At 34.4% G+C, this 21,534-nt stretch carries 27 protein-coding genes; 22 read left to right on the plus strand and 5 right to left on the minus strand.

What is annotated here, in order from left to right; genetic code table 11:
* Positions 1 to 76 precede the first annotated feature (76 nt).
* From MKY94_RS07460 to MKY94_RS07485, 6 genes are all read left to right on the plus strand, one after another.
* On the plus strand, positions 77 to 1,114 hold the full coding sequence (locus MKY94_RS07460; protein ID WP_144538125.1) for a LytTR family transcriptional regulator DNA-binding domain-containing protein: 1,038 nt from the start codon (positions 77 to 79) through the stop codon (positions 1,112 to 1,114).
* A 140-nt stretch (positions 1,115 to 1,254) separates the two neighbouring features.
* The gene (locus MKY94_RS07465; protein WP_340862901.1) at positions 1,255 to 2,103 is read left to right on the plus strand and encodes an ABC transporter ATP-binding protein; all 849 of its coding nucleotides are present in this window, start codon (positions 1,255 to 1,257) and stop codon (positions 2,101 to 2,103) included.
* Positions 2,100 to 2,807 carry an ABC transporter permease gene (locus MKY94_RS07470; protein WP_144538127.1) on the plus strand — a complete coding sequence of 236 codons (708 nt, stop codon included), beginning with the start codon at positions 2,100 to 2,102 and terminating at the stop codon, positions 2,805 to 2,807. Before MKY94_RS07465 ends, MKY94_RS07470 begins: the two co-directional genes overlap by 4 nt.
* A gap of 337 nt (positions 2,808 to 3,144) precedes the next feature.
* A complete protein-coding gene (locus tag MKY94_RS07475) occupies positions 3,145 to 4,338 on the plus strand; it encodes an MFS transporter (protein WP_342578329.1) in 1,194 nt (397 codons plus the stop codon).
* Positions 4,339 to 4,457: 119 nt separating this feature from the next.
* Entirely contained in the window at positions 4,458 to 4,913 is a 456-nt protein-coding gene (locus MKY94_RS07480; RefSeq protein WP_151110472.1) for a helix-turn-helix domain-containing protein, read from the plus strand.
* Between the two features lie 54 nt (positions 4,914 to 4,967).
* Positions 4,968 to 5,744: a hypothetical protein gene (locus tag MKY94_RS07485; protein WP_191696364.1), complete on the plus strand. Its 777-nt coding sequence runs from the start codon at positions 4,968 to 4,970 to the stop codon at positions 5,742 to 5,744.
* Positions 5,745 to 5,855: 111 nt separating this feature from the next.
* Here the strand turns inward: MKY94_RS07485 and MKY94_RS07490 are convergent, their stop codons facing one another.
* Positions 5,856 to 6,308 carry an NUDIX domain-containing protein gene (locus MKY94_RS07490; RefSeq protein WP_151110468.1) on the minus strand — a complete coding sequence of 151 codons (453 nt, stop codon included), beginning with the start codon at positions 6,306 to 6,308 and terminating at the stop codon, positions 5,856 to 5,858.
* Between the two features lie 160 nt (positions 6,309 to 6,468).
* On the opposite strand from MKY94_RS07490, the gene MKY94_RS07495 reads away from it, so the two are divergent.
* From MKY94_RS07495 to MKY94_RS07530, 8 genes are all read left to right on the plus strand, one after another.
* Positions 6,469 to 6,795 carry a hypothetical protein gene (locus MKY94_RS07495; RefSeq protein ID WP_144538132.1) on the plus strand — a complete coding sequence of 109 codons (327 nt, stop codon included), beginning with the start codon at positions 6,469 to 6,471 and terminating at the stop codon, positions 6,793 to 6,795.
* A gap of 18 nt (positions 6,796 to 6,813) precedes the next feature.
* Complete coding sequence (locus MKY94_RS07500; protein ID WP_342578330.1) at positions 6,814 to 7,512, plus strand: class I SAM-dependent methyltransferase; 699 nt, start codon at positions 6,814 to 6,816, stop codon at positions 7,510 to 7,512.
* A gap of 52 nt (positions 7,513 to 7,564) precedes the next feature.
* Positions 7,565 to 8,401 carry an alpha/beta hydrolase gene (locus MKY94_RS07505; RefSeq protein ID WP_191696362.1) on the plus strand — a complete coding sequence of 279 codons (837 nt, stop codon included), beginning with the start codon at positions 7,565 to 7,567 and terminating at the stop codon, positions 8,399 to 8,401.
* 47 nt (positions 8,402 to 8,448) lie between these two features.
* Positions 8,449 to 9,270 carry a class I SAM-dependent methyltransferase gene (locus tag MKY94_RS07510; protein WP_342578331.1) on the plus strand — a complete coding sequence of 274 codons (822 nt, stop codon included), beginning with the start codon at positions 8,449 to 8,451 and terminating at the stop codon, positions 9,268 to 9,270.
* Between the two features lie 8 nt (positions 9,271 to 9,278).
* The gene (locus MKY94_RS07515; RefSeq protein ID WP_191696360.1) at positions 9,279 to 9,755 is read left to right on the plus strand and encodes a GyrI-like domain-containing protein; all 477 of its coding nucleotides are present in this window, start codon (positions 9,279 to 9,281) and stop codon (positions 9,753 to 9,755) included.
* 136 nt (positions 9,756 to 9,891) lie between these two features.
* Positions 9,892 to 10,563 (plus strand): hypothetical protein, encoded by a 672-nt coding sequence (locus tag MKY94_RS07520; RefSeq protein ID WP_191696359.1) that lies wholly within the window; start codon positions 9,892 to 9,894, stop codon positions 10,561 to 10,563.
* Between the two features lie 96 nt (positions 10,564 to 10,659).
* On the plus strand, positions 10,660 to 11,013 hold the full coding sequence (locus MKY94_RS07525; RefSeq protein ID WP_151110456.1) for a VOC family protein: 354 nt from the start codon (positions 10,660 to 10,662) through the stop codon (positions 11,011 to 11,013).
* Positions 11,014 to 11,460: 447 nt separating this feature from the next.
* Positions 11,461 to 12,930, plus strand: a complete 1,470-nt coding sequence (locus MKY94_RS07530; RefSeq protein WP_342578332.1) for a YdiU family protein — start codon at positions 11,461 to 11,463, stop codon at positions 12,928 to 12,930.
* Positions 12,931 to 13,311: 381 nt separating this feature from the next.
* On the opposite strand, the gene MKY94_RS07535 is transcribed toward MKY94_RS07530, so the two are convergent.
* On the minus strand, positions 13,312 to 13,533 hold the full coding sequence (locus MKY94_RS07535; RefSeq protein WP_342578333.1) for a hypothetical protein: 222 nt from the start codon (positions 13,531 to 13,533) through the stop codon (positions 13,312 to 13,314).
* 182 nt (positions 13,534 to 13,715) lie between these two features.
* On the minus strand, positions 13,716 to 14,573 hold the full coding sequence (locus tag MKY94_RS07540) for an EcsC family protein (protein ID WP_342578334.1): 858 nt from the start codon (positions 14,571 to 14,573) through the stop codon (positions 13,716 to 13,718).
* 304 nt (positions 14,574 to 14,877) lie between these two features.
* On the opposite strand from MKY94_RS07540, the gene sstT reads away from it, so the two are divergent.
* The 6 genes from sstT to MKY94_RS07570 all read left to right on the plus strand — a co-directional run bounded on the left by sstT (position 14,878) and on the right by MKY94_RS07570 (position 19,281).
* Positions 14,878 to 16,110: a serine/threonine transporter SstT gene (sstT, locus tag MKY94_RS07545; RefSeq protein WP_144538141.1), complete on the plus strand. Its 1,233-nt coding sequence runs from the start codon at positions 14,878 to 14,880 to the stop codon at positions 16,108 to 16,110.
* A 99-nt stretch (positions 16,111 to 16,209) separates the two neighbouring features.
* Positions 16,210 to 16,455: a hypothetical protein gene (locus MKY94_RS07550; RefSeq protein WP_151110446.1), complete on the plus strand. Its 246-nt coding sequence runs from the start codon at positions 16,210 to 16,212 to the stop codon at positions 16,453 to 16,455.
* Positions 16,456 to 16,556: 101 nt separating this feature from the next.
* On the plus strand, positions 16,557 to 17,111 hold the full coding sequence (locus MKY94_RS07555) for a DUF1572 family protein (RefSeq protein WP_151110444.1): 555 nt from the start codon (positions 16,557 to 16,559) through the stop codon (positions 17,109 to 17,111).
* The gene (locus MKY94_RS07560; RefSeq protein WP_191696356.1) at positions 17,089 to 18,189 is read left to right on the plus strand and encodes a DUF1835 domain-containing protein; all 1,101 of its coding nucleotides are present in this window, start codon (positions 17,089 to 17,091) and stop codon (positions 18,187 to 18,189) included. Before MKY94_RS07555 ends, MKY94_RS07560 begins: the two co-directional genes overlap by 23 nt.
* 77 nt (positions 18,190 to 18,266) lie before the next feature.
* On the plus strand, positions 18,267 to 18,740 hold the full coding sequence (locus MKY94_RS07565) for a DinB family protein (RefSeq protein WP_191696355.1): 474 nt from the start codon (positions 18,267 to 18,269) through the stop codon (positions 18,738 to 18,740).
* Between the two features lie 46 nt (positions 18,741 to 18,786).
* On the plus strand, positions 18,787 to 19,281 hold the full coding sequence (locus MKY94_RS07570; RefSeq protein WP_154311068.1) for an LURP-one-related family protein: 495 nt from the start codon (positions 18,787 to 18,789) through the stop codon (positions 19,279 to 19,281).
* Positions 19,282 to 19,465: 184 nt separating this feature from the next.
* Here MKY94_RS07570 and MKY94_RS07575 read toward each other — a convergent pair whose 3' ends face one another.
* On the minus strand, positions 19,466 to 20,017 hold the full coding sequence (locus MKY94_RS07575) for a glutathione peroxidase (protein WP_144538147.1): 552 nt from the start codon (positions 20,015 to 20,017) through the stop codon (positions 19,466 to 19,468).
* A gap of 462 nt (positions 20,018 to 20,479) precedes the next feature.
* Positions 20,480 to 20,647: a hypothetical protein gene (locus tag MKY94_RS07580; RefSeq protein ID WP_260866604.1), complete on the minus strand. Its 168-nt coding sequence runs from the start codon at positions 20,645 to 20,647 to the stop codon at positions 20,480 to 20,482.
* A gap of 96 nt (positions 20,648 to 20,743) precedes the next feature.
* On the opposite strand from MKY94_RS07580, the gene MKY94_RS07585 reads away from it, so the two are divergent.
* Complete coding sequence (locus MKY94_RS07585) at positions 20,744 to 20,920, plus strand: hypothetical protein (RefSeq protein ID WP_342578336.1); 177 nt, start codon at positions 20,744 to 20,746, stop codon at positions 20,918 to 20,920.
* A 153-nt stretch (positions 20,921 to 21,073) separates the two neighbouring features.
* Positions 21,074 to 21,517: a VOC family protein gene (locus MKY94_RS07590; RefSeq protein WP_191696354.1), complete on the plus strand. Its 444-nt coding sequence runs from the start codon at positions 21,074 to 21,076 to the stop codon at positions 21,515 to 21,517.
* Positions 21,518 to 21,534: the final 17 nt, after the last annotated feature.

Consider the following 21,534-nt stretch of genomic DNA (forward strand, 5'->3'; position numbering starts at 1 on the left):
TTTGTTTGTATATAGAAAAACATGAATATATTGGTATAATATAGTTATTAGAATACATAGAATAGAGGATTTATTAATGACTTTGAAATTTATACAAGCAGAAAAACATACAAATGATATGGTGCTCTTTCCTGAATTCAATTTAGACATAATACAAGGAGAGGTTACCGCCATTGTTTCTACTGTTAATGTGAAGGAGCAGCTGTTAAATACTTTGTTAGGAAAAACAAGATTATCTAATGGAAAAATTGATTATATTCCTGAAAACAAAATTGGGTTTTTCTTTTTGCATGAGGGAGGATATGAACGACTGACGGTCTTGGAAAACTTAAAATTTTATAAAAAACTATATAACTCTCCTGAACAAATAGACAAAATCATGCACTCCGTACAACTTGGTGCCCAAAAAAATAAAAAATTAATGAATTTAACGTATTCTGAAAGAAAACGCGTTCAGCTAGCATGGTTACTTATTCACAGTCCAGACATTTACATAATGGAAGAGCCTGATCAAAATTTAGATATTGAATCGAAACGTATTCTTTTATCCATTTTAAGAGAGCTTCGTCTAGCGCAAAAAATTATATTAGTATTAACAGGTCAAGTGGAGAGTGGGGTTGCTTGCTCGGATAACGTTTACCGATTAAATGAAAAAGGACTTCATCCAATTCACACAAAGGAAGAAGAAAGTGAGGAAGTGAAAGAAATAGAGTCACCTACCGCTAAGATTACAACAACCGATGAATCAGTGGAAGAGAAATTAATTCAGCCTATTCGTTTTGAAAAAATACCAACTAAAGTAAATGAAAAAATTGTATTGTTTGATCCTCCAGAGATAGATTACATTGAAAGCACAGAAGGACAAACTTATTTACATATAAAAGGAGAAAGCTTTGCTTGTTCCTTTACATTAAATGATCTAGAAGAAAGATTATTAGCCTTTGGTTTCTTCCGATGCCATCGTTCATATATCGTGAATTTACAAAAAGTGAGGGAAGTTATTACGTGGACACGAAATAGCTACAGCTTGGTACTAGATGATACAGAAAAATCATCTGTTCCACTTTCTAAGACTAAAATGGCGGATTTAAAGGGAATGTTAGGACTTAAATAAGCTCCATTCAACTAAAATAAGAGTCCACTCACCCTAAATTTGACTCCTTTCACCGGAAATATAATGTTTTCGATTTAAATATCTCATAATCTTAGGTTGTAGATACGAAATGTTCAACCAAACAATTAGGAGGTTTTCAAATGGAAAATGTAATTGAAGTAAAAGGTCTAGCCAAATATTTTTCAAATTTTAAGGCAGTAGAGGATGTTAACTTTCAAGTAAGAAAAGGTGAGATTTTTGGATTTCTTGGCCCAAGTGGTTCAGGGAAAACAACTACTATTAAAATACTAACGGGTCAGTTAGACCCAACAGAGGGGGAAGCGCTTGTTTTTGGTGAAAAAGTATCCAACTTCAAGAACCCTAATGAAAGAAAGCGGTTCGGTGTCCTTACTGATAATAGTGGACTATATAGTAGATTGTCTATTTTCGAAAATTTAAAGCTATATTGCGAGCTATATGATTTGCCAATTTCCAAGGTAGATGAGGCACTAAATTTTGTAAACCTAACGGAGGCACGCAAGAAAAAAATATCTGTACTATCTAAAGGGATGATTCAGCGAGTAGTACTTGCGAGAGCCATTCTACATGAACCGGAGCTATTGTTCTTAGATGAACCAACTTCTGCTCTAGACCCAGTAAACACATTGCATATTTATAACGGATTACGTGCTTTGAATGAAAAAGGAACAACCATCTTCTTAACAACCCATGATATGCAAGAAGCAGATACGCTTTGTGACCGAGTTGCTTTTTTAAATGAAGGGAAAATTCAATTACTGGATAAACCTAGTGAGCTGAAGAAACAGTTTTCGGATGGAACGATGACAATAGAGCTAACTAATAATGAAACGGTAATACTCAAAAGAGATGAAGCTGGAGCAGATAAGATGTTCCAATTGATGAAGGAGAATCGTATTTCAACTGTACATTCCAATGAACCATCATTAGGTGATATTTTTGTTAAAGTGACTGGAGGAGAATTAATATGACATTTTCATGGAAACGCGTAAACGCAATCTTTCAAAAGGATTTTAAAGAATTTACTAGAAACATAGCAGTCTCAATGGTTATATACTTACCTGTTTTAATGGCCGCTATTTTTAGCAGAATGGGAATGGATCCAATAGTCAATAGTAATTTCACAATAGGCTTTGCTTTTACTATGGTAGGCTCGTACGTTCAATGTTGTTTAATCGCAGAAGAAAAAGAAAAAAATACACTGCGTGGATTAATGCTATCTCCTGCAAATACCTATGAAATTCTTGGTGGAAAAAGTGCATTATCATTCGTTTTAACAATGGTTGTAGCTGTGGCTAGTGTTATGCTTGCTGGGTATACTCCAGCCAACATACCCGTTTTGGGATTAGGATTAGCTCTATGTGCAATATTCTTTATAGGCTTAGGAACGTTATTAGGGTTAATAGCTAAATCCGTAATGGAATCATCAGTAATTGTATTACCAGTTATCTTTTTGTTCTCCACGGGATCAGGAATCCTTAGCTTTAGCGAAAAGTATCCGATTTTTAGTGTAATCGAATATATACCCAACCTTCAGCTGCTTGAAATGGCAACGAAAGTAGATGCTGGAGCTGGATTTGGAGAAATATGGAGTCATTTAGGTATAATCGCTTTATGGTCAGTAGTAATCTATATTATTACAGCTGTCGTTTATAAAAAACAAATGGTAGATTGACGATGATTCATTTTCGCTCTACTCGGTTGCTTTATAGCCTATGATCGATAAAGCCATCACAGTCGAATTCATCCGATTGTGATGGCTTATCTAACTTCAATCTAGCTTTTACGCGTCCTGCTTAAATTTACAGAATAATAGATGTTTTTATTTTAAAGGTAAAGTGTTAATATGAAATTAACTCAATCAATTTAAAATAGTGCTCAATGAAAGGAAAAGTTTGTAATCCCCCAGAACTTCTCCGATCAGCACATCAAAAGGAGGCTATAATTTATGTCTTGTCCAATTTAATCCATAACCTTATTAAATAGAACGAAATTTAATATGGGGGATTGAAATGAAAAAAAATAAAAATTTTCTATTGTTACTGACTGGTCAATCGTTCGCGAATCTAGGGGACGTATTTTATATAGTTAGTGTAATTAGTGTCTTATATAATTTAACTGGCTCTGCAACAATCTCATCAATTGTGCCTTTTACTATTACTTCAGCAATGTTTGTATCGAGTTTATTTACACCTTTATTTCTTGGGAAATACAAATTGAAGACATTGCTCGTTTGGTCACAAATGGGAAAAACTGTACTATTAATAATACTAGGGATTTTTCTGTTTATGTTTATGCAATCAACCAATTATTGGATTATTTTTGTGCTCATCGCAGGGATAGCACTTCTTGATGGATGTGCTAATCCTATAATGCGGGCTTTTCTACCTCATTATGTTGCAGATGATAAGCTTGTAAAAGCTAATAGCACTGTGGAAACGGTTAACCAGATAATACAAATTGGTGCTTGGTTGTTTGGAGGATTGTTACTTCTTTTATTTAATCCTTTTTGGTTGATCATAATAGTAAGTGGCTTGTTTTTAGTTTCAAGTATTTTGACTTACCTTTTAGACCATGTGAATCACGTAGAAAAAAAGGAAGAGTCTCTTTTCACCCAGCTATCAGTAGGCTGGATAAGTATAATGGATACACCAGTTCTTAGAAAAATTATACTAATTGATATTTTGGAGACAATCGCTGGGACTGTGTGGATAGCAGCTATTCTCTATATATATGTGGAGCAGGCACTGAAAGAAGGAGAGCATTGGTGGGGGTTTATCAATGGAGCGTTTTTTGTAGGATTACTTTTAGGTAGCATTATTTGTATTAAATATTCTCACTTAGCAGATACCTATAAGCACTATTTTATCGGTTTTGGTGCTCTGTTGAGCGGTGTGCTTACTATTTTATTCGGCTCTATAAGCTATCCTTTACTTGCTCTTGTCCTATCAATAGGAATCGGTCTGTTTGGTCAATTAAAAAACATACCACAGCAAACTGTTATTCAAAGAAGTGTGCCCTTAGAAAAATTAGTAACTGTTTATACATCTCTTGGGACGGTGGGTACTGGATTGTTTGGTATATCTTCCTTAGCAGTAGGTGTTGCTGTTGATTTGGTCGGTGTAAGAGTCGTGTTTATTATTTCAGGTGCACTATTACTACTAGTAAGCTTAATAGTTTTGCGGCACAAACGATTGTTTATTTAAGAACGAGTAAAAAGAGCATTAATTTTTCGTTTAAGAAGCTCAGTTATCCGACTGAGCTTTTGGTATTTTATTTAGTATATTTCAGTTATAATTAGTGTAAAATTACACGAGGTGAGCCCATGGATCGTGATTTCTTAATACATATAACTTCTCAAAGTCTTAAGCTTATTAGAGTAGAAAATGACTATACACAAGATAAAATGGCCGAACTCTTAGGCATCTCAAAGAAAACTTTGGTTCAGATAGAAAAGGAAAGGACTTTTGCAAATTGGACGACTACTATCGCAATATGCGCTTTGTTCCGTGATAGTCCTACGCTACAAAATCAAATTGGGGGAGATCCAATGGAGGTCATTGAGCTCACTGCCCATGATGTAATTATAAGACCAAAGGATAAAACGCTTGGCGGCTATATATGGTGGAAAAATGTAGAGGAGAAAAATGGTTTTCGTCTTCAACAAAATGTGCTCAGCAAGCACTTTCGAATAGTGGATGAAGAAAATTACCGTATACTTAGCACCTTTGATGAATTGGTAGCTAGAGAAAAATGGAGTATTATTAGTCAAAAAATATAATGTTGTTCAAACCTCCCTTTTAGTGTAATATTACACTAAAAGGGAGGTTTAGTTATGAGGGAAATAAAAAAATATATCCTGATACTTTTGTATTTAGTTGCGTTGGTGTTTAATTTCATGCCTGCTATTAAATTTCCAGATGGCAATTTAAACTTTTATCATTTAGTTATTTCTATATGTCTTTTGGTAGGGTTATTAATTTACACTGGCAAAAAGATGTTGAGGATTTGGATATTAATAGCTTTTGGAGCATCATTGACTGTATTCGGTATAAATAGTTTGGAAAATCAATTTTTGCATTTTTCCTTTTTAGACGTAATTGCGAATATACAATATCCACTGTATATGTTTTTCGTTATTCCGTTGTTTGGACTAAACAAATTATTGAATTTGAGCTATGGGAGTTTTTCGTTGATCGTTTCTCTAATATATTTAGTCATTCTGGCAAGTAACTATGCCCAATATAAGTGGAAAAAACAAAACGTAGCTTTTATTATTTTAGTTCTTATGTTTTATTGTTTCCCATTTGGATATTATGCAATGTATTTAGACTTTACGAAAGGAACGATGATTGGATACCTAATTATGATTATAGGGACAATAGTTCTTGCCTACATATGTAAGTCGTTTCTCTTTATTTCGGTCCTGCTAATAGGGAATATATTGTCAATTATCAGTTCTTTATATTTTATTCATATGATGAATACGACTGTAGACTGGGGATATTATTTTAAACCATTCCGTCCCTATACTGTATTTTTTATAAGCTTCCTCTTAAACTGTATTCCTCAATGGATTATCAGTAAATCAGTTAAAAGGAGGTCTAAATAAAGACAAAAAAAGGCTGACTTTCTTTAGAGCTATTGGAATCCATGTATTACTAATACAAATTTGAAGTGTCAAATTCTGTTTGATAATAAAATGAATTAATAATTTACAATTTCACCTAGTGATCCATTGCATGTCCACCGCTTTTTTCTTTGCTAGTTGTAAAATTTGAAGTCTAGGGGCATATTTGTTTTCAAGTTGTGTGATAAGCAGCTCGAAAGTTAAGAAATTACTTATAAGATAACCGGTTTTTTCGTTTTGAAAGTCATATTTTCCAAGTGTTTTTACTTTAGAAAGGTACCAAACTGTATATGTATCTGTAGAAGACCAGTACCAGGATGCAAATGGTATCTTTTCCTCCATTAATGTAATACCTACTTCCTCCATTACTTCTCGAACCAAAGCTTCCTCTAAGGTCTCGCTATTTTCAACTCGACCACCAATAGTGGTGATTAGCTGTTCATCTTTGTCCCAAGCAAGCATAATCATACCTTGCTCATTTATGGGGATACAATGAACCCCAGCAATTTGTTTATCGGTTGGTAGAGTATCGATAAAATTTAGCATGAAATTTCCTCCTTCGTTTTTAAAAGTATTCGATAATAATTGTAAAATACCTCTTAAAATAAAATACAGAATAATTAAAAATCTATTATTATATTTACAAATTTTGGTGTATAATTTAGTAGAAAGCCTATTTACAGTTCTCATAAAAGGGGGTCTAAGGTTGAAAAATTTATACGTAATAGTTGCTACTTTACTTGTGGAAACTGCATTAATCTGGGGTGTTTCTATCTTATTAAATTGGAAGATGGTTGATATAATCTTCCTTGGAGGATTAGCTTTATTTGGACTGATTTGGTTTTTTCAACTTAATTCAAATAGACAAAGCAATGCTGAAAATGCACATCTGAAAGGCTGGAATGGGCAGAACGGGGGAGCGATTACTCCGTTTCAGTTTAAGAGTTCTCCAGTAATTATTGGTCTATTACTTTTTATTGTAGTGAGCTTTTGTGTCACAGCATTTACTTATTATCCTTACTTTATTGATTAAACGAGACGGGGTCTAATAATGCGGAGGTTAGTTACTGAACCAGAAGATTTATATCTATTGTTAGATAGTCTATTAAGAGAGCCAAAATTATTTTGGAATGGGTTTTATAGTGATCGAAAAAAAGATATTCCTTTCTTTAGTAAAGTACCCGATGAAAATTTAGTCGATTATATAGATTGCGGTATATTTAAGCCGGGGAGAGTATTAGAGCTAGGCTGTGGCCCGGGGCGAAATGCTATTTATCTTGCCAAAAAAGGATATGTAGTAGATGCCGTTGATCTTTCGAGGGAAACTATAAACTGGGCTATCGAGCGAGCTAAAATAGAACAAGTAGATATCAATTTTAATTGTCAAAATATTTTTGAACTGAATTTTCAGGAAGGAAGCTATGATATCGTGTATGATTCTGGCTGTTTTCACCATATTGCACCCCATCGACGAATAAGTTATATCCAATTAGTAAAGAAAGCTTTAAAAACAGGTGGTTATTTTGCTATCACATGCTTTGCACCAAATAGTGAGTATGGCGGGTCTACAATTTCAGACATAGAAGTTTATCGAACTCAAAGTTTAAAGGGAGGGCTTGGCTATGATGAAGAGAAATTAAGAGCTATCTTTAAAGACTTTGAGGAAATAGAGATAAGACAAATGAAAGAAAGTGATCAGTCAGTACTAGGCCTGGCTGGTTTTATGACGGCAATTTTTCAAAAGAGATAGTTGGTAAGTAAATTTTTGAGCATTAAAGTGATATAGAGTAAGGAGAGTTTCAATGTCTAAATGGTTAAGACAAATGGTAACAACTAGTCGAGGGGTTTTTGAAGTGTTTATTAAAGGAGAAGGGGAACCAGTTTGCGTTACCCATCTTTACTCAGAGTTCAATGATAGTGGTGACTATTTTGCAGATGTTTTCACAAATACAAACAAAGTATTTCTTGTGAACCTGAGAGATGTGGGTAGCTCGGACAAGCCTAAATTTCCACACGAATTAAGCATGATAGATGCAGTTCTTGATTTAGAAGCAATCCGTCAGGCATTTGGATATGACAAGTGGACCTTTGCAGGACATTCAACAGGAGGGATGCTGGGTTTAATATATGGCATTCATTTTTCCTACTATTTGAAATCTCTTGTAGTAGTTGGATCCTCTGCAAGGGAGTATAGCTCCACCTCTCCTAAATGTATCTATAATGAGGAACACCCAAATTATAAAAGAATGCAAGCCTTAATGGAGCTGTTAAAAAAACCTGATCTTACTAAAGAAGTAAGACTTCAACTCTCAAAAGAGAGGACACAATTTTCTTTGTACCACCCCGAAAGCTATGATGAATTGTTTTCATGTAATATACATAAGAAAATATCTGCAAACAGATTAAACTTCTTTGGAAGAGAGGTTTTAATCTATGATGTGACTCGCCAGCTTTATAAAGTTGAAACTCCTGTACATATTCTTTGTGGACGACATGATGTTCAATGTCCTGTAGAACTTTCTATAGAGATGAAAGAGCTATTGCCGCACGCATCCCTCCATATATTTGAACAGAGTAATCACTATCCATATTTAGAAGAAAAAGAGTTATTTATTCAAACTATTAATGAAGTTTTATAAACGAAAGAAATTTAGTTTAGTATCAATCGTTAAATGATTTATTTTCAATGAAGGAAGGGCATGAGTATATGAGAAGCTATGGAAATGATTTGTTTTCAGGAACAGCTAGATATTATTCACTTTATCGACCACTTTACCCTGATATTCTTATCAGATTTTTAATACATAAATTTGCTTTAGATGGTACAGGACAGATGTTGGATTTAGGGTGCGGTGATGGAAGATTGGCATTAAGATTTGTCGATTGGTTTGAAACGATAGTAGGGGTAGATCAAGAACCAGAGATGATTGAAGAAGCTAGATATCTACAGAAAGAATCTAGACATGACAATATTGAATGGTTTACAGGTAATCTTGAAAAATTTAACGCTCAGCAAAAAAAGACGTTTAAGATGATAACTATTGCAAAAGCTTTTCACTGGATGGAACGAGAAAAAACGCTTGAAATGTTATTTGACATGTCTTCACTAGGGGGAGGGATTGCAATTATCGACCCATGTTCTAAAAAAAATGAACGTTCTTTATGGCAAAACAAAGTGGATGAGGTTATCAAGCATTGGTATGGTTCAGAGCGAAGGGCAGGAAATACAATTTACCAATCCCCTAGTGAGAATTATGAGCAGCTAATTGAACGTTCTAAATTTAAATTGGACAAAGTGGAGCTTCCACCCTATGAACAAAGGTGGAGCATAGATTCTATTATTGGCAATATATATTCTACATCCTATGGAGCAAAACACTTTTTAGGTGACAATGTTCATTTATTTGAAGAACATTTAAAGAAGGAGTTATTGGCAATAGAACCAACTAATACTTTTAAGGAAAATATACATCTATCAGTCATTCTAGCACTTAAACAAGGAGAGTAGGTTGAAAAATGAATATAACTATAGTGGAATTGCCTAATTATGAAGTAGCATATATAAGACGTTTTGGCAGTTATCTTGAACCTAATACACACTGGGGAAGACTAATGGAATGGTCGTTCTCCGAAGGTCTTTTTCCGCCTGCGCAAGATTTCATAGGAATCTCATTAGACAACCCCAGCCTAGTAACCCCAGACAATTGCAGACATGATGCTTGCGTAACTTTACCTAGCAATTTTAAAAAAGGAGAACATAAGGAAATAAAGTACCAAACGTTAGAAGGTGGATTATTTGCCTTATGTTCCTACTACGGAGAACCTCAAAATCTACATATTGCTTATGATCAAGTATACGGTCAGTGGCTTCCAGCAAGTGATTTCGAACCAGATTTTAACCGATCCAATTTGGAATTTAGCCGAAATAACCCTGCAGAAGACTCAAAAAGCTATGCTAACGTAGATCTTTATGTACCTATTAAGGAAAAGTAACTGAACTTCAATGTATACGGTGATTATGATCAATAAGAATCTAATACAGCTTCCTGTTGAACATCTGCTGCATACAATTTTATAGATGTTTAAACAAAACATATAAGTAAGAGGATTTTATAGGAGGGTTAAATGTATGGAAAAACAGATTAAATCATATGAAGAAGCTGTTCTGATAATAGAAGAAATAGGGTTATTACCCCTTGCCCCCTTAATACCCGATTATCCTTCACTTAGTAGTGTAACACCTAAAGATAGCTGGCATTCTGATACGGCATTCGATCCATGGATATGGCGAACAAAATTTTCAACGGATGGAGTAGCAGGATACGGAAAGTTTATTAAGAAAAAATCTGTGCTAATTTCTCGTGAGCTTCTCCCATATTTTAAAAAGGTACTAGGAGAGGTAGCATCAATTGAAAAACGTTTTGCAGATGGAAAATTATCAAGAGAGGCATTAGCAATCTTTCAGTTAATTGAAGACGAACAGGGTATAGATACTAGAGTTTTAAGGAAAAGGGCGGGACTTTCACATAAGGATCAGAAGAAAATATTTGAGAATGCTTTATTAGAACTCCAAGGAACGATGGATATAGTTATAGCAGGAATTCAAGAAAAAAAAGATGAGCATGGAGAGAAAAATGGGTGGAATAGTACTGCATTTGAAACCTATGAAGCATGGACAGAAAGAAACAGTATAAAGAATCTAGAACTTAGTAAAAGGGAAGCTATAGAGTTTTTGATTGCTCATTTTGAAAACAAATGCAATGAGAATGCGATGAAGAAGCTAATGAAAATATTGACATGAGTTTGTCTAGAGCAATATCCATGGGATTTTATAGTACTTAAATCTGAAGAGCAATTGGATTGAAAAATCGATAAAACAATAGAAAGTGGGTAAAAGATGGGTAAAGTTGTAGGCTTTGAGATGAACAGTCAGGAACCAGAAAAGGCTTCGAAATTTTACGCAGAAGTATTTGGATGGAAGGTACATGAACCAAGCTGGGATTATTGGCCGGTCACTACAGATGAAAACACTGAAAGTAATCATCTGCAAGGTGGTATCAGTAAAGGACCTCATGATTATCCACATGGCACTAGAGTTCAAATTGAAGTAAATTCGATAGATCACTCTTTATCCAAAGCTGTTGCAAATGGAGCTATGGTACTGAGAGAAAAAATGGAATTTGATGATTTCTATCTTGCTTATCTTGTTGACCCAACAGGAATCGGTATTTGTTTAATAGAGAATAAATGAAAAATAACAAGAAGGAGCGGCGTGTGCCAGCTCCTTTTTATAATTCATGCTCAACTCCCCTATTCCATACGATTTACTACACCCTCCTTTATTTTTACTACAATCAACGCGTCGTTGACGACAAGAATTTCAAATTTTACGACAATCCGAAATCTGAACTATCCATTAAAATAGTTTGGTCTTTATAACTAATTAGGGATCATTTGTCACTCGGAGCTCCAGCGATTTGGCCTTCCTTATTGCTCACATTGCTAAAAAATGTCTATCTATAACTGAATTGAATTTTGCTTCATACTCTTTTCTGTTCTTCATATAAATTATACATATGTAAAACACCGATCAAATAAAGGTAAGTCATTAACTAGCGTATTACCCTACAATGAAGGGTATAATGAGAACAATAAGTAGAAGATAACTATTAAATGCTAGAGAGGAAAGGAAGATAGGATGTCAGAACAGAGAAAACGAGCTGGATGGAATTTAGACAACAGTTATGCAAGTCTTCCACCAATATTTTATACAATAATAGAACCTAATCCTGTTAGGTCACCAAAGCTAGCTATCTTGAATGAATCGCTTGTAGCTGAGTTAGGATTAGATGCAAATCTTATGAAAAGTGAACAAAGTTTACAAATCCTTGCAGGTAACAAAGCACCTAAAGGTAGCGAGCCTCTTGCTCAGGCATACGCAGGACACCAATTCGGCAATTTTACTATGCTAGGTGATGGACGTGCATTATTGTATGGGGAACAGATAACTCCAAACGGAGTGCGTTTAGATATTCAGCTAAAAGGTTCAGGGAGAACACCTTATTCCCGTGGAGGAGATGGAAGAGCGGGACTAGGCCCAATGCTAAGAGAATATATTATTAGTGAAGCAATGCATGGTCTTGGTATACCGACAACGCGCAGCCTATCTGTTGTAACTACTGGTGAAGCTATTGTTAGAGAGACTAAACAGCCAGGGGCAGTTATGGCGAGAATTGCCAGCAGTCATATTCGAGTTGGTACTTTCCAATTTGCTGCAAATATGGGAGAGTATGAGGATTTGCAGGCATTAGCTGACTACACGATTAACAGGCATTATCCTGAATTGAAGGATAAAGAAAATAAATATTTATTGCTACTTGAAGAGGTAGTAAAACGTCAAGCAACCCTTATTTCTCAATGGCAGCTAGTTGGTTTTATACACGGCGTGATGAATACAGATAATATGAGCATCAGCGGGGAAACAATAGACTACGGACCATGTGCTTTCATGGATACGTATGATATGAAAACAGTTTTTAGCTCGATTGATACTCAAGGTCGCTACGCATACGGAAACCAACCAGGTATTGGTGGTTGGAACTTGGCTAGACTTGCTGAAAGCTTACTGTCCCTTATACACGAGGAGCAGGAGGAAGCTATTAGGCAAGCACAGGAAGTACTATCCGCATATCCAGAATATTTCCAAACAAATTATTTAAATGGTATGAGAGTAAAATTAGGATTATTTAATAAAAAAGAAGAGGATTTATCTCTTATTCATGAGCTTCTAGAACTAATGGAGAAATATAATGCAGACTTTACGAACACCTTCCGTGCTCTTACTATGGAGAAACTAGAGGAAAATGAACTTTTCAAATCCGATAAATTTGCTCAGTGGCAAACGAAGTGGTCAGAAAGATTAGAAAAACAACAAGAATCGAAGCATGAATCTATAGAACTGATGAAACAACATAATCCAACAATAATTCCAAGAAATCATCGCGTAGAGGAGGCCCTAAATGCAGCAGTTGAAAAAGAAGACTATCATGTGATGGAAAAGCTACTAGCAGCGCTTAAAAATCCTTACGATTATTCAGCTGATAACCTGGAATATACAGAACTACCTCCGAAAACTAGCGGCGGATACCAAACCTACTGTGGTACATGATAATAAAAGACTGTATTTCCTTCCTTTAAGCAAATGCTAAAGATGAGAAAGCAGCATTAGTCACCTAGTAATTCTAAATTAATTTCTTATTGAAGCCTACAAACAAGTATTTTGTTTGTAGGTTTTTTGGTTTGATATGCAGTAATTACTTCGTTTATATGCTTAATCATATCTTCAATTTTATAAAAGGATTTTATTGGTAAGTTAAAGGTATTTAGTATCATGCGTTTCTGATAGGTATTATATATCAACTAAAATAGCGACATTTTTAAGACATATCTATCCAATCAATAAATTAATATACTGAAAATTGTAATTCTAACGATAAATGAAGGTTTTTAAAAAGGAGGAAGTGAATGTTCACTTTCCTCCTTTCACTATTTATCTCTTTTTCTTTCTTCCGAGCTCTAAAGTAGCTTTATTTTTCTCGACTATTTTTTCGAACTCTACTTGAACATGTACATGATTATTGTCATTATAAGTGACATCTAGAACCTTACACTTTCGTCCTTTGATTTTTAGATCTTCGTTCACTGCAGGAATAGTTCTTAAGGCTTGAGTTAATACGATTGTATTATTTTCATGAAAATGTACCGCGAACATGTGCTTTTCCCCTTTTTCCAATAAATTAATTCCAATAGTAGAATCTCTATATTTTATGAAAAAGACAGGAATATAGAACAATAGAAACGGCAAACTTGAACTTCTAGAGAATAGAGTAATAATGATAGAATCGACCGATTAATTTTTTGAACAAATAATTCCCCATAACAGTTTAAATATGTCTAACTGTTACGGGGAAATTCACTTTGTGAGGCATTTTTCTTATAAACTGAATCACTTTTTATATCCTGTAGCTTTTCATAAATTCTTCTTTTTCTGTAAAGCATAGTTCCAGTCTCTGCGATATCTTGGATCATTCCTTTGTTTGCAAATGCTCCGAAGATGATTCCAGCGATTGGCACCATTTGTAAGAGCTTTTTCCATCCGAATTGATCACGATAAGTGAAAAATACCTCCTGCCATCCTTTTAACTGAGACAACATATTTTCAGATGATTGCTTGTTTTGATGTAGAGCAGATAATTCATTTAAAATGGATTCCTTTCCCACAATATCAGCCGAAGCAAACTGTAGGCACTTAACGATAAAAACACGCTCTTGCTTATCATTTGGATCATAACCATGAATAATCGCAATTTCTTGCAAAGTTTTAAGTGCTGTACCTAGGATCAAAGGAATATCAATCGCTAAAGTAAAAATACCCCCGATCCCAGTTGTTGCACCTTGCAGTGTGGCAAATTTCACTCGTTCCTTTTGGAGATTTTCACTCAATATAATCATATCTTCTAAAGGGATGTTCCTAATATCCTCAATAGATTCTATAGGTTCATATTTAGTGGAAGATTGTATTTTTTTAATCATTGCTTGTTCATTAATTAAGTATTTTCCACCCGTTTGAATATAACTACCTATTTCAGAAACAAGTACGCCAATTTTCTCTTGGATGAAAGCGGGAGTTAACTTGTCAAGAACCTTAAAAGGAAGGCGCCCTATCTTCTCCCAAAACCATAAACCCTTTTGGTCTTTCTCCCAATCTTCAATTTCCTGTTTTCGAGAATATAAATATTCTTTCGTTTCCATCTATCACTTCTCCTTTTAATGAATTCCTACTATAACTATAATCTATTGTAACTTTCTTTTCTTAATAAGACGCCCACATTTCTTTAACAGTTTCCTAAAAGAAAGATTATTACAGCTTCCAAGAATTGTTACAGGTGCCTGGCACCTGTAACAATTAGCAAATATTATCTTGCAATAATTGTTTACCAATTCTTAATCTTCGTGTTAAACTATCATTTATACTTAGATAACACAAAAATTTGATGTAATGAAGAGTCATTACATCTTAGATTATGCTATTATGTTAAATATCGGGGGGAAAAACATGAAAAATCTTATACATAAGTGGAACCAAGTAAGCCTAGTTAAACAAATTTTACTAGGGATTGTAATAGGCGTGGTTCTAGCTGTCACTATACCTGACGCTGCAAACTGGGTAACTATTTTCGGAACTTTATTTGTAGGTGCTTTGAAGGCTGTTGCACCAATATTAGTTTTATTCTTAGTTATGCATGCTATCTCTTCTCACAAAAGTGGCCAGCAGACTAATATGAAGTCAATTCTTATACTTTATGGAATTGGAACTTTCCTTGCAGCACTAGTTGGTGTAGTTGCTAGCTTTATATTTCCGGTTACTTTAACCCTCACCACAGGAGTTGAGGATGTAACTCCTCCTAGTGATATTGTAGAGGTATTGAAAACTCTATTGTTCAACGTTGTTGATAATCCAGTAAATGCAATTTTAAATGCCAATTATATCGGAATTTTGACTTGGGCTATCTTACTAGGTCTAACTTTAAAGAATGCTGCAGAAACAACAAAGAATGCCATTGCAAACTTTTCTGATGCTATCTCTCAATTAGTTAAATGGGTTATTAAATTAGCTCCACTCGGTATTTTAGGACTTGTTTTTGAGGCAATAGCTACAAATGGTCTTTCTGCTCTAAAGGAATATGGCCAATTAATTATCATATTATTAGGATGTATGTTATTTGTGGCGTTGGTTATTAATCCGCTCATTGTATACATATATGTACGCAAAAATCCTTATCCATTAGTATTCCGAACGTTAAGAGAAAGTGGTATAACTGCTTTCTTCACACGTAGCTCGGCTGCTAATATCCCAGTAAATATGGGGCTTTGTGAAAAGCTAGAATTGGACAAGGATACTTACTCTGTTTCAATTCCATTAGGTGCTACTATTAATATGGCTGGAGCAGCAGTAACTATTTCTGTATTGACACTTGCTGCCGTTCACACTTTAGATATAGAAGTAGATATAGCTACTGCAATAATCCTAAGTGTACTAGCTGCCGTTTCAGCTGCAGGTGCTTCAGGAGTAGCTGGCGGATCTCTTTTACTTATTCCATTAGCTTGTAGTCTATTTGGGATTCCTAACGAAATAGCAATGCAGGTTGTTGGTGTCGGATTCATCATTGGAGTTATTCAAGATTCATGTGAAACAGCGCTAAACTCTTCTTCTGATGTATTGTTCACAGCAACGGCAGAATATGCGAAAGATCGTAAAGAAGGAAAAGAAGTAATTATTCACTCCTAATAAAATAGCACCCCTTCATAAAGAGAAACTTTGTGAAGGGGTGCTTTTTACATATTTCTCAACAAATGAAGGATACTAAAGCAAAAAGGAGATTCCTAAATGTCCGAGTGTCCTCTATGTAACGCATTTAATCATTTAGAGCAATACTGTCCAAAGTGTACCAATCCTTTAGAAGATGCTGGTAAGGAAAGTGATTTTTTTGATCCCTATGCTCATTATAACGATTTAAATACTATAAAGATGGGAGACGGTTATCCAGACACATATAAAGATGACACCTGTCCACATCTTATTATGTGTAATAACTGCGGTTACGATGAGGTAAAATTTGTACAAGGAATATAATAAAGAAGCAGCTGATTTTGAATTTGAAAACAGCTGTTTTATTTTGTTCTATAAAGTACAATATATGTAATAATGAAAAAATTCGTAAGCGAGGTGGAGTTTTGAGTATTGAATCAGAATATTTATTGGCAGTTAAAAAAAGATTTGAAAGTATGAAAGCACTAGGGGACAAAACCTTTAATCAATTATCAGAAGAGGATATACATTGGACTTTAAATGAAGAGTCAAACAGTATTGCAATTATAGGGAAGCATATGAGCGGTAATATGATATCAAGATGGACTGACTTTTTAACCTCTGACGGTGAAAAGCTGAATCGAAATCGAGATAGTGAATTTGAAGATAATAACATAACCAAAAGGAATCTCCAGTCTATGTGGGAGAATGGATGGCATGTATTAATGAAGGCACTAAATGAACTAAAAGAGGAGGATTTATTGAAAATAGTTTATATTCGTGGTGAAGATCACTCCGTTATCGAGGCGATTGAAAGACAGTTAGCACACCAATCCTATCATGTCGGTCAAATAGTCTATATTGGTAAGCTTATTAAAAATAAGGAATGGAAAAACTTAAGTATACCAAAAGGTAAATCAGATGATTACTTACGCCAAATGCTAGAACAAAATGCTAATGAAAAGAGGAGTTATCATTAAAAAAAAGATTCATCACCCATTCATTTATTTTTTCTTCGAGCCGAATACAGTCATTGTTTATAAAATAGAAACTCAAATATATTTAACTGTTTATGATTTAAGAAAGCATGATTGCGATATTTATAAAATTAATGCAGCAATTGACTTTGAATATTTCCATCATGAAAATTATGAACCAGCTATTTCTTATAGCTACTTCATCAATGTGGATCTAATGGTTGAAATAGTAGAAGAGATCAACCTAGTAATACAAGATTATCTTCGCAAGAATTTCCAAAAACCTGAGGGCCCTTATCATATAGTTTGCTTTGAATCTACTGCCGGTTCGCTTAATGTGGGACTTCCAAGGCCAAAGACGGTAATCGCAATTCCGGATAACTTATCGTATGGTCCTTTAGGGAAATTAGATAAAAAAGAAGACAGAAAAATACGTGAAGAATGGCTATATGAAAATATAAATGACGAGCTTGAAGAAGGAATTTATACATGTAAATTCAGTAATTCATTACGCCAAATCGAGGATATTTCAGAGTCAGTACCTATTTATTTATGGTGTGGGAACAATGCAGCTGAACAAATAGGACTTCGATTTATGATGTATTTATTGAGAAAAAAGAAAAATACTATCTATCTATTAGGAGATCAGATAGAAGAGAAAAAAGCTGATATTTCTTTTACGAGTCAAATGGATTCAAAACAAATAAAATCCTTATTTGAGCGAAATAAAGAAAGCCGCCAACTATCCCTAGAAGAACGTTCTTATTACTCGGAGGAATGGTTAAAATTAATCGAAAGAATGGAAGTATTGCGCATTTGGAATGATGGGGAAATATTAGGCGTCCCAGAGAGCTTTTTTGATTCTCTCATCCTGGAAACACTAGAAGGACTACATGCCAAGCAAACGGAAAAAGATTTCATCCCTGTTGGAGAAGTGATTAGAGAGATGTTAATTTCTTCAGAAGCTAAAATCAATTTGTTCTTTTTAGAATATAGAATAAGACAGTTAATTTATAATGGCTCTTTATATATAAAAGGAATTCCTAAATCTATTGACCGATACAAAGTAAAACTTCATTAATGACTTTCAAACAACATTGGCTTTTAAGTCAGGGACTTTTATAAAGGTTTCTAAATATTTGGAAGGGAGTCTTGAAAATGAGAAAGTTCTTTGAGTACAATTGGCACGTAAGAGATGATTGGTTTGAATGGTGTAAGCAATTATCAAAAGAGGAGTTAAATAAGAAACGATGCGGTGGAGTAGAAAGTATTTTACATACCCTTTTTCATATTACAGAAGTAGAATACAGCTGGTTGCGAGGGATTCAGGGAAAAGAAGATATCCAATTTGAATTTTGTAATTACGCAACCTTGGAAAAAGTACAACTAATCTCAGATGAACTGAGAGATGAAAATGCAAAATTTTTATACTCAAACTTTGATATGAATAAGATGGTGAGTGTACCTTGGGATAAAGCAAAGTATACAATTGATGAAATTTTACACCATATTGTCGCACACGAAATACATCATATAGGACAACTTTCAGTTTGGGCAAGAGAACTAAATTTAGCGCCTATTCAAGCTCACTTCATTGGAAGAAGGATCGATATTTTAAGCGAAAATAAATGAAAGTAAATTAAAACAAAATTTACTATATACAATGGAGGAAAAGTAAATGAAGGAACTTTATATAAAGCAAAAGGTATTGAGTCTAAGTGGCAAGTTTACTGTAAAGAATCAGCAGGAGAACGATGTTTACTTCGTGGAGGGCAGCTTTATGCAGATTCCAAAAACTTTCTCCATTATGAATACATCAAGAGATGAAGTCGCGCTCATTACAAAGAAAATGTTCAGCTTCTTACCAAAGTTTTTTGTAGAGGTGAATGGTAGAGAGGTGTTAACGATTAAGAAAGAATGGTCCTTCTTGAAAGCGCGCTATTCTATTGACGCGGCAGGCATTGAGGTACATGGCAACTGGTGGGATATGAACTTTCAGGTGTTAGAGCATGGGGAAGTGGTAGGTAATGTGAACAAGGAGTGGTTCACTTGGGGAGATAGCTACAAGGTTCAAATTCTAAAAGAAGAAATGGAAACTATTATTATTTCGCTTGTTATCGCAATTGATTGTGTGAAGGCTGACGAAGCTGCATCCTCATCAGCCTCCGTTTAAAAATAAGAAGTTATGAATATTAACTAAGATGTATTTTCAGATAATACTAAAAAGAGATTCTTAAAATAATGTAGCTACTCTAAAAAGTACAAAAAAGGCAACAGAGTCTTTACATCAAAAAAAACGTCACAAAACACGATTTTTGCAAATTCACAAGAATCGTATTTTGAGAATTCAACCGGAACTATAATATTGCTTCAATATCCTTTTCCATATCTACTGTATCAGTAGTAGGTTCAAAGCGATGAAGAACATTGCCATTACGGTCTAATAAAAACTTGGTAAAGTTCCATTTAATAGAGTTACCGTGCATATAATGTGGAACCTTTTCATTAATGAGCGAACTTAAGATTCGCGATGATGGATGAAAATTGTTGAATCCTTTAAAGGGCTTAACCGCAGTTAGATAGTTGAAAAGAGGTTCAGCTCCCTCGTCTCTTACTTTTACCTTAGAAAACATAGGGAATTGAACACCATAATTTAACTTACAAAATTGGTTTATATCTTCATTCGTCCCAGGCTCCTGGTTATCAAAGTGATTAGTGGGGAATCCTAATACAACAAATCCTTTATTCTTATATCGATCGTATAATTTCTGAAGATCCTCATATTGATATGTAAAGCCACACTTACTAGCAGTATTGACAATTAATACTACATTCCCTTTAAATTTCTCTAACGAAACTAAGTTACCGCTGATGTCTGGCACTTTAAAATCAAAATCATAGATACTCATCTTTATTCTCTCCCATCTTCTAATAAAATAATGTAATAAGAGTCTTATGAACTAAGTCTTAAGTCTTATATTTTGATTATAGTATACTTTTAACTCTTTTACCAAATAACTGCTTAGTAAATTAATAAATGGTAACTAAATAATAGTTTGAATGAGCTATGCCTAAAGGTATTTGTAAATTTAACAAACTGAGACCATTAATAAATCCAAAAGTGGCGATCACTAAAGAAGGAAATGAAGAACTTTTGGCGTATTTATATAAATTGAGATTTTTTTGCATTAAGTTTTTATTACCATATGGGGTTGGGGTTCGAGAGGGTCTGGATGCGATAGTCTAATGAGTTCCGAGGTTTTGAAAAGAGGTAATTCTTAGTATTTATGCATGATACATACTCAAATACTAGAGGGATATACATTTCTAGTATTTGAGAGGCTGAATTTATAGGTTTTCGTTTTGTTGTTTTATTTCATTTCATCGCCAGTCAGAATTATATTGGCTTCCTCAAACGCCTTATGTTCATCAACAGAGTTCCCAGGCATATTTTTGCCATTGGGAAAGGTAGAACCATTATCAAGTGTTAACTTCTGTTTTTTATGAGAATTTTTAAGATAATTCTCTTGCTTTTTCAATCTGTATCACTCCTTTTTAAAAGGTTTTACAAGAGCATGTAAACTTATACATATATAAATTAATAGGTATTACAAGCTAAATAATGGGGTTTTAAAATGATAGATTTATTTGGAGTTGTTTTCTTATGGGGAATTCCAGTTTTGTTAATGTGGAGCATTATTTTAAGTATTCTTTATACGGTGAAATATAGTGAATCAGGACAGTTTCTAGGAAGAATAGTGACCTTCATCGGTGCTATCTATACATATTTTGTGGGTTCATTTGCAGCTTAGTTTGGTCTAATTTGTATATTTTTTGGACTAATCGGTTTTACGGAAGGGGCGATTATATGGTCGTTACTATGTCTATCGTTCGGCGTATTTATGGTGTATCAATTTTTCCCACGTTATAAGATGCCTGAGGAATAAAATGGAGGAGGAAAGTAAATGAATCGAATTAATATTATTACACTAGGTACAAGGGATATAGTCAGTGCTCACCATTTTTATAAACAGCTTGGATTTGCCACATCTATTAGAGGAACAGAATCAAATCCGCATATTATTTTCTTTAAAAATGAAGGAACGAAAATAGCATTGTATCCAATAGTGGAGCTTGCAAAGGATACAAATAAAGAGAATCCCCCAGTCTTATCAAGTGGATTCCCAGGAATTACATTAGCTTACAACGCAAAAACCAAAGAAGAAGTAGATGAGTTAATGGAAAAGGCTAATTTAGCAGGAGCAACTATACAGAAAGCACCGAAAGCAACTGATTGGGGAGGCTATGGAGGCTACTTTACTGACCTAGATGGCTACTATTGGGAAATAGCTTATGCTGAAGACTGGGAGTTTGACGAAAACAATATGTTAGTGATAGAGGATCAATAAAGCTTGTTTTTAAGATA

The sequence above is a fragment of the Psychrobacillus sp. FSL K6-2843 genome (genome assembly GCF_038626375.1).
In the GTDB taxonomy this organism is placed as follows: Bacteria; Bacillota; Bacilli; order Bacillales_A; family Planococcaceae; genus Psychrobacillus; species Psychrobacillus faecigallinarum.